Source organism: Rickettsia conorii str. Malish 7 (assembly GCF_000007025.1).
Taxonomy (GTDB): domain Bacteria; phylum Pseudomonadota; class Alphaproteobacteria; order Rickettsiales; family Rickettsiaceae; genus Rickettsia; species Rickettsia rickettsii.
Genome location: NC_003103.1, coordinates 1,006,749 through 1,023,241 on the forward strand (window position 1 = coordinate 1,006,749; position 16,493 = coordinate 1,023,241).

The window sequence follows — 16,493 nt, forward strand, 5'->3', positions numbered from 1 at the left end:
TACTGCCGCTTATTAGAAGCATAATAATCACTAATATATATTTTTTTCATAATATTTATTAATTTTAAACTCTTAGCTGTAAAAATTTATATCTTTTCGACTAGAAGTCAATAAAATTTGAGGTTAGTGAAGGTATTGCACGGGGTGGAAAAGTAGGTGATGTCATTCTCGCATAGGCGGAGGGTTGTTGTATGGCTCGTTTATGTCCTTCCCGCGAAAGCGGGACTCCAGTAATTTAAAGATTATACACAATAAGTTTGTAAAATTAAAAGCTCGATTTATCTCGCTTTTTTCTGGATCCCTGCCTACGCAGGAATGTAATAGGTTTTGAGCCATGCAACAAGGCATGTAGGCGGGAAGAAAGAACAAACAAAGCACCTCTTTTTTCAAAGAGGGCTTTTTTTCTTGAGGAACTTATAAACCGGCTAATCAGGAGCGATTAGAAGTTTACACGGACTTTTAGAGTACCTTGATGTGCAGTATATTTACTTGAAATCTGAGCATCGTAACCGATTCCGTACTCCATCTTAGCATCAGATCTTATGCTTGCACTTAAACCTAAATTATAAGATGTTTTAGCGGTTCTGTCAGGCTGGCTGATACACGGAGTAACTTGTCCGTCTAATACAGACTGAGTTTTAGATAATCTACCGGTTACTTTGTGAACCACAAAAGCGTGAACTTCCGGATATACCGCAAGATCAGTTATGTTCATAGTACTGCCGGCTACTTTAGCACCTACTATTAAATCGGTTCTATCGCTAAATTTGCTGTTAACTTGCTTGTTTGCAACTGTTGTACCGGTTTCTTTGTAGTTTTCGTCAGAAGACTTTAAGTAGCTAAGTCCTGCCATTGGAGTTACTAACACACCTTGCATTGCATTGTAATCATAACCGACTGTTAAGTTACCACCGAATGTCATGTTATCGTAATGACCGGCAGCAATTTGCTTGCTCATATTACCGTTAGCATCGAAGAAGTAACGCTGACTTTTGTTCTTCACTTGGTTTAAGCTAAATATTGCACTACCTTGAGCAAAGAAGTTCTTAACAAGCTGCTGGGCACCATATAGAGAGAATGAGAAACCGTTAACGTCGGTTTTATCACCTTTCTTATAATCTTGGTGTTTTATATCAGTTTTAGTGATACCAATAGCAGCACCGATCATTAAGTTATCGTTAGCTAGCGTATCTAAACCGATTACAACACCGGTGGTTTTAGCTTTATAACCAGCTAAACCACCTTTCTTACTTTGATGTGCATCAGTATAGAAAGGTTTTGCCCATATACCGTAAGCTACATTATCAACAGCCTCGTCACCTGCAGCAACCGCAGCCGGTATTGCTCCAGCTTCAGGTCCAGCCATTTCAGCAGTTTCAGGAGTACCTAAATATCTAAGAGCACCTAATCTGTTACCAAGTTGAGCTTGGATATCTTTAGCTACATCTAATTGTGCATTAGTTATGGCCGCACTTGTATCGGTAACGATAGCTCCAACAAAGTTAGCAGAATTAGCACTATTTTTAGCTAAAAGAAGATTATTATATGCTGCAGTATTAGTTGCATTTACAAATGTTGTAACGTTCTGACCTACACCCGGTGCACCTCCAAACGAACTATTTGCGATATCATTAGTAACTACGTTTTCTGCATTGTTAGTACGTGTTATTACATAATCTTGGTTAGCAGCACGTATTAAACCGTAATTTACGAAACGATTACTTCCGGTTACAACAAAGTTGGGACCTCCTAAAGTACCGTTAAATCTAGCACCACCTTGGATTAAAGTATAAGTTTGTGTACCACTGAAATTTGCATTGGCATTATCTTGTACTTTAATGGTTGTAGTTCCTGTGGTTGTTGCATTAACTTGCGCACCTTCCAAAATAACGATGTTACCTATATTACCGTTTGCTAATGTTAAAGTAGTTTCAATAGAAGTATTGTTTCCCCATGTTGAAGTACCACTTGCAAATGTTAAAGTATTTGTACGAAGATTGATTTTACCGTTAATAGCAGTAGTACCGCCGCCTAAAATTACATTAGAATTTGAAATACCTAAGTTATAAGTACCAAAGTCTATGACTTGTGAATAAATATTTCCTTGTAATCCTGCACCACCATCACTACCTGTAAATCTAACAGAAGCTACAGGAGTATCTGAATCACCTATATTACCGACGAATGCATTACCTAAATAAGTTACAGTACCATTATTAGCTTTAGTAGTACCAATCATACTTGTAGAATGAGACAATATACCGTCAACAAATCTTACATTACCGTTACCGTTAACACTTCCAAGAGTAATTTTACCGTCAAAACCTATTCCGGCTATACCGCCTGTAGTAACAGTTACACCGTCATTAATTGTTGCGTTAGTTGCAATAATATTACCTAAGTTGTTATAGTCTGTAGTAAACGTTACTTGCTTGAACTTTGAAGCGCCAATACCTGTGCCTAAGCCATAAACTGTACCAGGGGTATTAGGAATACCACCGCTAAGTGTGACAGTACCTTGATTATTGTTTATAGTACCGATACCTGCATATAATGTAGTAGCATTAACGATTATATCGTTATCGCTTCCAAGACCTAGACCTACGATATTATTTTGATCACCGATTACTTGACCGTCAGCGATGACACTATCAACACCTAAAACAATCACGCTAGGAACATCAAAACCTGTAGCTGTTTTATTACCTACGGTACTTTTAATTGTTAAAGGAATTCTGTTGCCTGCATCATTGAATGGAATGCCTCTAGGTAAGAATACAACTGCACCTAAACTTGAATTTTCAAAAGCAATCGTATCAGTCACGGCACCATGATAATTACCTGCATTACCTATCTCATTAATCACTACGTTACCGGGACCAGAAACCGTTATTTGTTTTAAAGCATTAACAGGTGCAGCTTGTTTGTTTAATGTTACGGTAATAGGACCGGTGTTAACGAATTCTACTATACCGGTACCATCGGCAGATGCAACAAAGTCTGCAGTATAGTTACCACCGATTTGTAAGGTAGAATTAGCTGCAATTGTAGTGTTACCGTTAAATGTTGCATTACCTAAGAACTTAACAGTAGTACCGTTATCTAATGCTACAGTATTAAACTTATTACCTTGCTGTCCACCGACTGTACCGCTTACTATATTTGTTCCACCGGCATTAAAGATGAAAGAACCTACGTTAGCATCGGTAGTAGTAATATTAGTAGCATATAAATTTACACCTTTACCAACATTTAATACAGTATCAACATTAGCAGCCCCTTTAGATCCAAAATTAATTTCTGCAAGTGGATTTGTAGCACTACCTAAATTTGTACCGGTTGCAAGAGTTGTATTATTATTTACAACAGGATTAAATATTATTTTACCTTGACCAGCAGCATTTGTAGTTCTTGTTATTAAATAAGTATTATGCGCGAATTGTACTGCACCGTTATTTCCAATAACTAACTCGTTAATAGCAACATCACCGTCACTTAAAACTGTTTTACTTGAGCCAATATTAAATTGTCCAAGAGTTTTATTATTAGCTCCAACAGTACCGATTTTACCGTTAATAGTTAAAGTTTGAGCATTTGTTAGGCTACTCGCATCAACAACGCCTGTTTGATCAGTAGCTATAGCTAAATCAAAATCAACTACAATATTATTTTGAGTGCTTGTTAATTTAATAGTACCACCGTTAGCTTGGAAATTAATCGTTCCACCATTAGCACCGATAATATTTGCTCCACCAAGTGTTAATGTTTTTGTAGCATCGTTAGCTAAAGTAATGCCTTGTAACGCAGCAGCACCGCCAGCGTTCCCTATATCGCCGGTAATTGTAGCACTACCGTCTAAGGTAATAGTACCGGCTGCAAGAGCACCGCCAACAAGAGCAGTTTGGTTAACTTTACCGTTTATAACTGTACCGTCAGCAAGTTTAAAGACAGAACCGGCATTTCCTAAACGTAACTCGGCAGCATGTGTTCCTGATAATTGGACAACTCCGGCACCTGATGCTTCAATTGCTGTAATATTATTTGTCACCGCAACATTTGCATCTGCACTAGCACTTGCTAAAGTACCGTTAGCATCAAAAGTTATCACACCTGCAGTGTTACCGGGATTGCTAGCATCACCTGTAAAATTACCGTTAAGGGTCATAGTATTAGGAACTATAATCTGTGCTGCAAGATTACCGAAATCAGTAGTACCAAAGTTTGAGTTTTGGGTTATTGCAACTTTAGAAGCTGCTGTTTTAAAGGCAGTAGTACCGTCTGTACCAACGTCAACTATGTGTCTAAAATTTACTTGTCCAACTGCATTAGCACTTTGTATAACCATGTCTTTAGCATACACTTGTCCGTCGATTGTTGCTACCTTACCATTATCTACGCTAACAACAAATCCTGCAGCTCTACCTGCGCCATTATTAGTACCTATTACTGCTGCATTAGCGCCTGCATTAGCTTTAAGTTGACCGTTTACTGCAACAGTGTTAAATTCAATAATACCTTTTAGATTACCGCCTAAACTTCCTGTAACGTTAAAGTCGGTAGCAGCAGCATTCTTACTTAATAATACTAATCTACCCGTACCGTCTGTTCCATTAAAAGTAATAGTAGCACCATTTGCTTGTAAATTTAAAGTATTAACATTATCAGCATCAGTATTGAACATGATACCTTGACCGTCACCGATATTAATTACATTAACAGTAGCAAAACTTTTACTTGAAACTTTAATAAATCCATTAGTAACATTTAATGTACCGTTAGCACCATTAACTATTACAGCATTATCTCCAAGTATAAGAGGAGCTTTTTGAGTTGTAGGATTTGCTAAATTAAATACTAATGTAGAAGCCGCAGCACCGCAGTCTATTCTTCCTACACCTTGAAGATCATTATTGTCAATAGCAGCACCATTATTAACTTGTGCAACAACATTGTTAGCATTTTTTGTAGCAGCAGCTTGTACATTAGTAATACCTTGACCTGTTATAGTAAGAGTTTTACCGGCATTAAGCATAAGGTTAAAGTGGTTAGCGTTATTAACAACATTAGTGATGAACCCTAAGGTAGTATCTTCACGCACTGTCACGTCTAAATTGTTTGCAGTATTTAAAAACAAACCGTTAAAACTACCGGCTGGAGTATTTAAAGTAATACCCTTATTAACACCAGCAGTAATAACTGCATTTAGAGGAACTGCAACATTTGCAGGAACTGCAGTTTGGTCAAATCCCACACCATCAACAGTTGTAGCAACTGCGTTTGTTGTTCTATTCTGCTGTATAGCAGCACCCATAGCTGAACCTGCAAAACTTGCTACTATGGTAGCTGTAGAAGCAGTTACCAACCCTGCGGAAATTAATTTTTTTAGAAAATTTGGTTTTTGAGCCATAATTTTTGTCCTATATTTAAGTTAAAATTTAGTACCTAGTATTAAAACAATCAAACGTGAGTCAAGATATCCCACATTTGATAAGGAAATAACCTGAATATTTTGTTTCAATAGTTTCTAAACTACAAGCTGTAGCATACTATATATTGTATATAATTACAAGCATCGCTATAGTTTTTTTATAAAGTTTTAATAAATGTTATATTTTTACCACATTAGCGTTATGCCTTATCAGTGTCATCCCGTGGCTTGACCGCAGGATCCAAAAAAAATAACTTAATAAGTATACATTTTTGATTTTTTTAGATGGATACCGCTACAAGCTCGCAGTATGACACCAAGCACTGGATCCCGTGGTCAAGTCACGGGATTACGAACTAATTATCCCCCTAATCTTTGTTAAATATTAGCACTTCAGCAGTATTTGCCCATTTTAGCATTTCGTCGTATTTAGTATGCCAAATACGCATAATTTCTTTTTCATATTCTACAATTTGCTCTTCGAATCCTTCAAATTGTTTCACCATTTGACGTGCTTTAGAAAGTATCGTGTCATTAGTAACGTCAAAAACTTTTTGCAAATGACGGTCTTGTTCTTCTTTATAATTTAAATGAGCTGCTCTACCAAGCTCGGCATCTTTATGCATATTTTCACTTCTTATCTGTATTTCAAAATTACGTTTAGAGTGTAAAAACTGCATTATATTATGAAGAGACTGATAGCCGTTACTTTTTGGTCTATTGATATAATCTTTGGTGTATAACCAATCTAAATGCGGAGAACTCTTAACTACGTCCAAAGCATTATAGCATAGAGCTTTAGATTTAACTATAATCCTACATGCAATATAAGTCTTTCAATGCATCAATCGGCACTTCTTTCCTTTTCATCTTTTTTAAAACAGAATAAGGTTCTTTAAGACGCATATATATCTCATTTTCTATATCTGCTTTATTTAAATCTTCTTTAAGCAGATTAATAATATCACAAATCAAATCCCCTCCTGCTACCTAAAATTCTCTCTATCTCTATTCTTAGTCAATATTACCTATAGCTTTTAGAACTTAAATCCACAAGACTGTTCATAACACTATTCAAGTAATTTATAAAATTAATTCTTTAACCAAAAATTAAAAAACAGATTAATAGTAAAAATAAATTTTTTCAATATAATTGTTTAATTAATTTTAACTTAGATTAATTGGATAAGTTCCTTAATAGCCATATTTTACGGCTAAATACCTGCCGTTGTGCAGTTCTGTTGTCATCCCGTGGCTTTATGACCACGGGATCTTACATCACAGACTGTGTCCTAAGATACCGCGGTCGAGCCGCGGTACGACATTAAATGGAATAATAGCCTTACGCAATAAACAAGTCAGAAAATTTATCTATAGAACTTTCCGAAACACTACATAGAACTTCAGACATTTTGTTAAATTCTCCGGTACATTCAAGCACTATATCTACACCTGCATCTAAAACTTCTTTGGTCATATCTGCCATACTACCGCTTAAAGCCTTCATATCTATTGCATCGGAAATAATAAGCCCTTTAAAGCCGATATTATTTTTAATATAGTCTATCACTTTTTTTGATAGGGTGGCAGGATTCTCAGGATCAAGAGCTTTATAAATTATATGTGCCGTCATAGCAAGTTTAATATTATCGTGCTTCGCGAGCTCCTTAAATACTTTAAAGTCTGTTTTTGCTAACTCTTCTATATCAACATCGACAATCGGTAATTTTTTATGGCTATCCACCGTAGCTCTACCATGGCCCGGAATATGTTTTATACAAGCCCCGACTTTCTCTTCTTGTAATCCGTCTATAGCAGCTAAACATAAAGGCACGACTACTTCCGGCTCCCCGCCGAAACTTCTATCGCCGACTATCTTGTCTGCTCCTTCGTGGAGCAAATCCGCTACCGGTGCAAAATCTAGATTAATGCCTACTTCTCTCAGCTCTTTCGCAATATCACTATAATTTTGTTTACATGCTTGGGGATCAGTAAAAGTTTGAGCAGCCGGAGCGTCATAAAAAGTCGGTGCTATAAGCCTTTGTACCCTACCGCCTTCTTGATCTATAGAGATGATAGTATTTTCCCCTAATACTTCTTTTATATCTGCAATAAGCTTAATAAGGGCTTCTTTAGCCTGCGCACCGTTATCATTCTTTCTAATATTACGACGGAATAAAACTACACCTAAAGGATTATGCTCTTCAAATAATTCTCTTTCGGCATCGGTTAATTCAGGACCAGATATACCTATAATTACTGGCTTTACCATTTGTCTTATTGTCATAATATGTTCCTTTCTTTTCTTTAAAACGTGATATGACAAGTACTATACGCACGTCATCGAGGAATCGGCAAGAATTTTTGTTATTTGAAGAGACAAATTATGGAAATTGGTAAGTAATATATCGATTCTAGCGGTAGAAAGAGATGTAATATCTTTATTTAAAGATTTTTGGAGTAGATCAATATCATTAGCAGTATAATATTTTCTATTATTTATTTTATAATTAGATAAATCAGGGTTTTTTGTCTCTAGATATCTTAATTGATGTAAAGCAATATTTAAATGCTTAATCACTTCACTAGCAGAATAATATTTTTTTGTTAGCTTATTGTTTGTCATATACTCCGAATACAGATTTTGTTGCATGGCTCGTTTTATGTCATTCCCGCGTAGGCGGGAGTCCCAAAAATAACCTTAATATTGATACACATTATTGACACAATAAACCTAAAAAAACAAGTTTTTTATAGGTTTTACTGGATTCCTGCTTTCGCGGGAATGACATAAAAAGCATTTTCCGAGACATACAACAAGCCAACAAATTATAACGAAGTTCATCGAGTAGATTCATTAATTAAAGCTTTTAATTTAGAAGAAGGGACAAAACGTAAATGCTTTTTTGATTCTATAATTACCGGTGCTTTGGTATGAAAATTTATTCCGGGACGTGGATTTTTTTGTTTCACCTCAAAGCTACCAAAATTCTTTAAAGTTAATTTTTGCTCTTTTGCTATTTCTAAAATATTAGAAAAAACCGTATGAACTATTTCCTCGCATAAATTATTTGAAAAACCCAATTTAGAGCTTAACATAGCTGCAATTTTTGCTTTGGTAATAGTCATAAATAATACCGGTTTTTAAGGGTATATTGTCTGCAGTCATTGCAAGGAGAAACTATAAGTTTCGACGAAGCAATCTCAGAAGTTGATCCTACTTTATGAGATTGCTGCGTCGATGCTACGCATCTCCTCGCAATGACATTAAAAAATTACGAATTTGCTTTTTCTTTATCGTTATTATATTCGTTAATATTTTTATTTAGCTCTTCTAATTTATCCACTAGGTGCTGACGTATTTTTTCTTGCTTCTTGCTGCCTGCTTTTTTATAAGCTTCCATTTTTGCTTTTACAGCATCTATAGATTTTTGCAGTTCTTCACCTTTTTTATCTTTCTGATCTTTCACATTCTTTTTTATCTCTGTAACGCTTTGGGCTATCTGATCATAAGTATTGCTTAAGGTCTGATTAAATTTATCGGCTCCCGTTTGTGCTAGGTTTGTTAAATTGTCTTTTAATTCCTGTAAGTTTTCGGTAATTGTTTTTGTACTGCTTGTAGCTACTTCTGCAGTTTGCACTTCATTTGCTTTTGTTTCATCCTTGGTAGGCAAATCTGCAAAAATACTAGATGTTAATAATAAAGTAGCGGTAGCACCTAATGTTATTAAAAATTTTTTCATTATATTCTCCAATTATTTATGTTTATTATTATATTGTTCAACTTTCTTACTTAAATCATCAAGTTTTTTCACAAGAGTCTGTCTATATTCTTCCACTTTATCATCTTTAATTTTCTGATAATCCTGTAACTCTTTCGTTAAATTTTTATATTGCGCTTTTATAGTTTCTAAAGAATGGTCTTTACTATCCTTAGCATATTCCTCTAAATCATTAATTTTGACGGATAATTTATCTGCTACTTCATGACATTTTTTATTAAAATCGACAGTAATAATTTTAGCAGAGTCCTTAAGATTTAATTCTTCAAGTGCTTCACTTATAGTTCTTATAAAACCTCTTTATTGAAATAGTTAATAAAAATTAAACTTAAATATTATATACCGGTATCATAAATAATATAATTATAAAAAGCAATTTTAAAAAGTACATATTGAATATATAGTTATTATATCAAATAAATTTGAGGGTGTTATGACATTAGAACTAGGAAAAAAACTTCCTGATTTATCTTTACACATAGGTCAAGATAACGTAATTAAACTATCGGATTTAAAAGGAAAATTCGTAATATTATATTTTTATCCGAAAGACGATACACCTGGATGTACTATTGAAGCACAAGATTTTAACAAGCTAAAACCGGAATTCGATAAACTTAATACGGTAATTATCGGAGTATCCAAAGATAAGCTTGACTCTCATGATAAATTTAAAGAAAAATATAGTTTAGGATTTGATTTAGCCTCTGATGCAAATTCAAATTTATGCGAACAACTAGGGGTATGGATAGCAAAATCAATGTTCGGTAAAAAATATATGGGTATTGATAGAGCTACGTTTTTACTTGATAAGGAAGGCATAGTTAAGCATATTTGGCGGTCGGTAAATGCTAAAAATCACGCTCAAGAAGTACTTGAGAAATTACGGACTATGCTTTCTTAAAATGTCATACCGTGGCTCATTTTTTTGTCATTGCGAGGAAATTGCATAGCAATTGACGAAGCAATCTCAGGATATTTGACGAGATTGCCACGCAGCCTACGGCTGCTCGCAATGACGTTTCATTTCTTCCATCTATTGTGAAACCAAAACCATTGAGCAGGATTTTGCTTAACCCATTCTCCTAGCATTTGATTAATATTAAGCATAATATTATAGCAATCGGCTTTATTATCGCCGGTTTGCTCAAACTTTAATTGCGGGTGAACTATTACTTTAAAATAACTGCCTTTAGTTCTAATGATTTGGCAAGGTATAATTGGATATTTATACTGCAAAGCAATTTTAGCGATGGCGCTTGCAGTCATAGCAGGATGCCCTAAAAAAGGCACTTCAATTCCATCGTTCATTTTTTGATCAACAAGCATAACAATAGATTCACTCTCCTTGATAGCCCTGACTAAAGCTCTGCTACCTTCAGGACCTTTCGGTATAAGTCTTAATTTATCACCGGCACGACTTTCATTAACCAACTTGTTAACATACGGGTTATTTGCTTTACGATAAATTACGGCAACTTTCGGATAAAATTTATGAAGAATCTTAATACTAATATCCCAATTGGCAAAGTGACCGCCAAATAATAAAAAAGGTTGTCCTTCAAGTTTTTTAATATTTTCTATGCCGATTATTGCGATTCTACGCTCTAACTCGGCTTCATCCATCTTGCTAACATATGTAAATTCACCGATAAACCTACCAAAATTATCCCAAGTTTGATCTATGATTTTTTCAACATCACACATATCGCCGAATACTACTTTAATATTTCGTCTAGCAATTTTATTAACAGCAAATAATATACCGACTTTTCTTGCTATAAAACTACAAATATCCGCCGCTTTATCTACACCGAATATTCCTATTACTTTCAGGAATATAACAACGATAAAATACTCAATTAAATATCTAAGCTTTTTTAAAAATTTTTTCATTTAATAAATCAGGATGGTTTATAGATAATTCTACATCTAGACAGACAATATTATTATTTAAATCATTAAACTTAACATGATCTTTTCTTGTAGTAACTAAGGTAGCATTATGCTCTTTAGCTAATGAATATAAATTTTCTAAATCTGCTTGTAAATAATTATAATGATCAGGAAAAATTTTGTAACCGGTTATATTTAATCCGTAATTTTTTAAAGTCGCAAAGAAACGCTCAGGATTACCGATACCGCTAAAAGCAAAATAATTTTTAGTTTTATCTATATTATTTGAAGGAACTATTTGAGCATTTATTAACTTATTGACATAAGGAGTTAAAATATTTGGTATTTTATCTTGGTGGCTACTGACTAAAAAAATTAAATCAGCTGCATCAAGGGCTTTATTTGGATATTGTCTTAAAGGACCGGCAGGAATTAGAAAACCGTTGCCGAAAAGCCTTTGGCTATCTACTGAGACTATAGTAAAGTCTTTATGAAAATAAGGATTTTGTAGGAAATCATCAACTATTATTATATCAGGTTTAAGCTCGTTAAGTAACGGCACAATCTCTTTAATATTTTTAGTCGCAATAACTGCTCCGTACTTTGCAAGTATTACCCCCTCATCTCCTACCTCTAATGCTGTATGTCCTTGATGTATGGTAGTTGCACTTTTAAGGTTACTACCATAAGCCTTAGTTACTATTACAAAACTTACATTTCTAGATTTTAGTAATTTGGCTAGATACATTACTATCTGCGTCTTACCCGTACCTCCTACGCTACAATTACCGACACAAATAACTTTAGCAGGCAACATAATAGGACGTGCTAAACTAGCTCGTAAATAGCCTAAAAATTTATATATCACGCTTATAGGCAAAAGCAAATAAGCTATAATATTTCGCTTCTGCCAAAATTCAGGATATAAAAGTTTGATCATAGTTTAACATTTATGGTAGTTAAAAATAAAGTCAAACGGATTGATTGCTTTATTATCTAACAGAATTTCAAAATGCAAATGTTCACCCGTTGCATTACCAGTGCTTCCTTGTATACCGATAAATTGACCACGCTTAATTTTATTTCCTTCCTTGACTGACATTTCTTTTAAATGAGCATATTTCGTAACAAATTTGCGTCCATGTTTAATCTCAACAAAATTCCCGTAATCAGGTGCTCTAGCGGCTTTTATAACAATTCCGCTTGCTGCTGCATATATCGGTGCTGCTTTTTTAGCTTGTAAATCAATACCGCTATGGAAACATTTCTTTTTTCTTTTCTTTTTATGAGGACTTGTCCTAGTTCCGTAATGGCTAGTAATTTTCGGCTCATATTCCGGCATCATAAGTGGTATTGTACTAATTATTTTATCAAGCTTGGTTAATTCTGAGATATTATTCCTATGAGTTTGTTTTTTTGCAAAATAGCTAGCTTCCGGTTTAGAGAGAAACTTATATTTTGAATGTAGTTTCGTTACAACTGCCTTTATATTAGCTATTTTTATTTCGGCTGCTTTATTAAATTCTGCCAGGTTTTTATTATGTAATTTGTGTAAAAAAATCTTATTTTGTTTAGGGTTATTAATTATTAGACCTAAGTTTTTTGCATATATACATTTGCTATTTTTGTTTGTTAAATCATACTGTACTACTAAATCCGCATGGCTGATTTTATATTTTTGTTTTAATTGAGATGAAGTAGTAGCAAGTAACGTAGTATCACTAGATTTTTTAATACTGCTACAACCTTGAACAAGAAAAACTATAAACAGTAAAAAGATATATTTTTTAAAAGACATTAAAGATAAATGTATGTAAATTTCGTGCCACTTAAATATTCTGTTAATTTCTCTAATTCTCCTCTAATATTTGGAGGGTTAATTAACATTAACCCACACTTTACCATATTTTTATCACTATTTAAAAGCTCATATTCAATAATCATAGTTTCTTTAAATCCGATATTTTTGTAATTATGGTAAAAATCACGGACTAAAGATAAATCTTTTATAGGATACCAAATTAAGACAGTATTATTAAGAACTCGTAGCTTAATTTTTTTAAGTGCTTCAAGTAATTTTTGAAACTCATTTTTTACTTCAAAAGGCGGATCAAGAAAAATTAATCCTCTATTCTCTTTAAATGGTAGCAAAGCTTTGATAGCATTATAAGCATCTATATTATGCGTATCATTTGGTAATAATTTTTTTAAACTTAAATAATCGCTTGGATGAAGTTCGCAGGCAATTAAGCGATCATTTGGTCTTAATAATTGCTTAATTATAAAAGGTGAACCTGGGTAGTGACTTTTGCCTGTTATATTTATTATATTTAAAAAAGTTTGTAAGAGCTGAGGAATAGGATCGGTCGCTTGCAGTAATTTATTAATTCCCGTATCGCTTTCTAGAGTTTTAGAAGCCGCCTCCGAGTTTAAAGCGTAAAGACCTAGCCCAGTAAAAGCATCTAAAACCGCAAAAGGTTTTTCTTTTTTCTTGAGCTGTTCTAAAATACTAATTAGGACTAAATGTTTGACTATATCGGCAAAATTGCCTGCATTTTAAATTAATCATAAATTTCACTTCTATGACCAACTCGCACGCATGGCTCTATGTCATTCCCGCGAAAGCGGGAATGACATAGAGCATATACTTTATAAACCATACTTCTTTTTTAAGAATTCCGTTGCTTCTGCTGAAGTTAAGTAATTTATCACTTTTATTATTGCTTCTTGCTAAAGCAGTTTCTGCATCTTCTCTATCTTCTTTTAGTTCACATAAATAATTTTTAATGGCTTCTCGTATTAGTAGATTTAGGCATCTCGTCTAATTTAGCTACAGTATTAGCTACAGTAATTATATATTATATCATAGTATAATTTTACTGTGCAATCTTTTGTAAAAGCAGTGTAGATTAATACTATAGCCTTTAATTAGACATTCTTTAAGTAAGTTAGTAGCCCATTTTCTGAAAGCGATCCCTCTCTTAGAATTTACCCTATATCCTACTGATATTATCATATCTAAATTATAGTATTCTACTTGGTATGTTTTACCATCAGCGGCAGTATGTGCAAAATTTGCACATACTATATTGTCTAGTTTTCTTTCTTTTAGAATTTTATTAATATGTTTTGTAATAACTGTTCTATCTTTGTCAAAAAGTTTAGCATTGCCTAGAAAAAGTTGTTTTATAGTGTAGTTTAGCTTTCCGATGTCATTCCCGCTTTCGTGAAAATAACATCGAGTTTTTTATTTACTATCATTTAGTTAGCAATGCCTTGCTTTAAACATTTTTTATAAGCGTAAGCCATTCTTCTTCATCAATAATTTTAATATTAAGCTCTTTAGCTTTTTTAAGTTTACTGCCTGCATCAACGCCGGCTACAACTAAATCCGTGTTCGATGATACGCCAACTGCAACTTTAGCCCCAAGCTTCTCAGCCGTTGCTTTAGCTTCTGCTCTAGATATCGTCGGTAAACTACCGGTAAATACGACTATCTTGTCCGTTAAACCACTCTGTTCTCTAGTCTCTTTATAATCTTCAATATTTAATATTTCACCAAGTTTTTTGATAAGCTCAATATTTTCTTTAACATCAAAAAAATCAATAATATCTACTAAAATCTTATCACCGATTCCTTCTAAATTCTTTAGTTTTTGATAAATGTCAGGCTCATTTGTTCTAAGCAATTCCATTTGAGCTATAAAATTATTATAGCTGCCAAATTCTCTAGCAAGTAATTTAGCATTTTGTTCACCGATATGCCTTATGCCTAATGCATATATAAATCTTGGCAAACTAACGTTTTTTGATTTTTCTATATTTTTAAAAAGATTTTCTACTGATTTTTTACCCCATCCATCCATATTTTCAAGTTTTGCTAAGCTAGAGTCATTTTTTTCTTTTAAAAAGAAAATATCTAAAAGATTACTAATCAATCCCTTATCTATTAAAAACTCAACTTGCTTACGCCCAAGCCCCTCAATATCCATAGCATTTTTCGATACAAAATGACGGATACGCTCATAATTCTGAGCAGGGCAGTTAAGACCATTATCACAGCGTATAATAATATCTTCAGGCGTATAATGCAATTTAGAATTGCATGACAGACAAAATAAAGGAGTATCAAACGTTTCTGTATCATTAGGACGTTTATCAAAATCAACTCCCATGATTTTAGGAATAACGTCACCAGCACGTTGCAGGAATACATAATCCTTAATCCGCAAATCTTTTCGTGCAATTTCTTGGAAATTATGTAATGTTGCTCTGCTAACAGTTACCCCGCCTATTTCTATGGGTTCAAGTTCGGCTACCGGCGTTAACGTACCAGTTCTACCGACCTGTACAGTAATAGAAAGTAACTTTGTTTGTCCTATTATTGCAGGAAATTTATGAGCGGTAGCAAAGCGTGGACTTCGTGCAATAAAGCCCATTCTATTTTGCAGTGCAAAATCATTTAGCTTATATACTACTCCATCAATTTCATAAGGTAAATTTTCTCTATTTGTTTTGAGATATTCGTAAAAGGCGAAAATTTCTTCTTCAGAACTCGCAAGTTTAGATATTTCATTAATGTTAAAGCCGCATTCTTTTAATTTTGTAAGTAATTGATCTTGTGAAGAAGCGAGATTCTGTTCAGTTACCCCTCCTGAATATACAAAATATTTGAGCGGTCTTTTAGCCGTAATAGAAGAATCAAGCTGACGAAGTGATCCGGCAGCAGCATTACGAGGATTGGCAAATTTATCCTTGCCTTGCTCTTCTTGTTCTTTATTTAGATTTAAAAAATCTTGTTTTTCAATATAAATTTCCCCTCGTACTTCTAAAAACTCTGGAACATTATCTATTTTATGAGGAAAATTTTTGATTGTTTTAATATTTGCTGTTATATCTTCACCGACATATCCGTCACCTCTTGTAGCTCCCGTTGTAAGCACCCCGTGTTTATAAACAGCAGAAAAAGACAAACCGTCTATTTTAGGTTCACAAAAGATAGGAGCAAACTCATTAAGGCGTAAGAAAATTTTTATACGGTCTACAAAATCTCTCACATCTTGCTCATCAAAAGCATTACTGAGAGATAGCATGGGCACTTGATGCGTAACTTTAGCAAATTTATTTGCTATTTTAGCCCCTACTTTTTTGCTAGGACTATTTTCTAAAATTAAATGAGGAAATTTTTGTTCTAACTTGAGATTGGTATTAAATAGCTGATCATACTCGCTATCAGAAACTAAAGGATTATCTTCTATATAATAAGCATGGTTATACGCTGCAATTTTATCAGCGAGTTCTTCTAGTAATTTTTGTGCTTCCTCTTCAGATATTAAATCAATATTTTGCATTAGTAGTTCATACTTTTATTTTAATTTACAATCAAA

General features: G+C 33.8%; 12 protein-coding genes and 1 pseudogene. 1 reads left to right on the plus strand and 12 read right to left on the minus strand.

The window, feature by feature from the left end; genetic code table 11:
• Positions 1-439 precede the first annotated feature (439 nt).
• The 6 genes and pseudogenes from ompB to RC_RS05430 all read right to left on the minus strand — a co-directional run bounded on the left by ompB (position 440) and on the right by RC_RS05430 (position 9,171).
• Complete coding sequence (ompB, locus tag RC_RS05405) at positions 440-5,407, minus strand: outer membrane protein OmpB (RefSeq protein WP_010977663.1); 4,968 nt, start codon at positions 5,405-5,407, stop codon at positions 440-442.
• 389 nt (positions 5,408-5,796) lie between these two features.
• Positions 5,797-6,403: pseudogene (locus tag RC_RS05410) on the minus strand (bifunctional (p)ppGpp synthetase/guanosine-3',5'-bis(diphosphate) 3'-pyrophosphohydrolase).
• 367 nt (positions 6,404-6,770) lie between these two features.
• Entirely contained in the window at positions 6,771-7,715 is a 945-nt protein-coding gene (gene nagZ, locus RC_RS05415) for a beta-N-acetylhexosaminidase (RefSeq protein WP_016830931.1), read from the minus strand.
• 42 nt (positions 7,716-7,757) lie between these two features.
• The gene (locus RC_RS05420) at positions 7,758-8,054 is read right to left on the minus strand and encodes a MerR family transcriptional regulator (protein ID WP_016830932.1); all 297 of its coding nucleotides are present in this window, start codon (positions 8,052-8,054) and stop codon (positions 7,758-7,760) included.
• A gap of 215 nt (positions 8,055-8,269) precedes the next feature.
• Entirely contained in the window at positions 8,270-8,557 is a 288-nt protein-coding gene (locus tag RC_RS05425; protein WP_004997606.1) for an HU family DNA-binding protein, read from the minus strand.
• Positions 8,558-8,703: 146 nt separating this feature from the next.
• A complete protein-coding gene (locus RC_RS05430; protein WP_016830933.1) occupies positions 8,704-9,171 on the minus strand; it encodes a hypothetical protein in 468 nt (155 codons plus the stop codon).
• Positions 9,172-9,643: 472 nt separating this feature from the next.
• Between RC_RS05430 and bcp the strand changes: the two genes are divergently transcribed.
• Positions 9,644-10,114, plus strand: a complete 471-nt coding sequence (gene bcp, locus RC_RS05435; protein WP_010977667.1) for a thioredoxin-dependent thiol peroxidase — start codon at positions 9,644-9,646, stop codon at positions 10,112-10,114.
• 119 nt (positions 10,115-10,233) lie between these two features.
• On the opposite strand, the gene RC_RS05440 is transcribed toward bcp, so the two are convergent.
• The 6 genes from RC_RS05440 to ligA all read right to left on the minus strand — a co-directional run bounded on the left by RC_RS05440 (position 10,234) and on the right by ligA (position 16,457).
• A complete protein-coding gene (locus RC_RS05440) occupies positions 10,234-11,106 on the minus strand; it encodes a lipid A biosynthesis lauroyl acyltransferase (protein ID WP_010977668.1) in 873 nt (290 codons plus the stop codon).
• Positions 11,081-12,046, minus strand: coding sequence for a tetraacyldisaccharide 4'-kinase (lpxK, locus tag RC_RS05445; protein WP_010977669.1), 966 nt, complete (start codon positions 12,044-12,046; stop codon positions 11,081-11,083). Before lpxK ends, RC_RS05440 begins: the two co-directional genes overlap by 26 nt.
• 3 nt (positions 12,047-12,049) lie before the next feature.
• Positions 12,050-12,904 (minus strand): M23 family metallopeptidase, encoded by an 855-nt coding sequence (locus RC_RS05450; protein ID WP_004997590.1) that lies wholly within the window; start codon positions 12,902-12,904, stop codon positions 12,050-12,052.
• A complete protein-coding gene (rlmJ, locus tag RC_RS05455; protein ID WP_152023029.1) occupies positions 12,904-13,641 on the minus strand; it encodes a 23S rRNA (adenine(2030)-N(6))-methyltransferase RlmJ in 738 nt (245 codons plus the stop codon). Before rlmJ ends, RC_RS05450 begins: the two co-directional genes overlap by 1 nt.
• A 328-nt stretch (positions 13,642-13,969) precedes the next feature.
• On the minus strand, positions 13,970-14,317 hold the full coding sequence (gene rhuM / locus RC_RS11095) for a RhuM family protein (protein WP_081420729.1): 348 nt from the start codon (positions 14,315-14,317) through the stop codon (positions 13,970-13,972).
• Between the two features lie 70 nt (positions 14,318-14,387).
• The gene (gene ligA / locus RC_RS05460) at positions 14,388-16,457 is read right to left on the minus strand and encodes an NAD-dependent DNA ligase LigA (RefSeq protein WP_010977672.1); all 2,070 of its coding nucleotides are present in this window, start codon (positions 16,455-16,457) and stop codon (positions 14,388-14,390) included.
• Between the last annotated feature and the right edge of the window lie 36 nt (positions 16,458-16,493).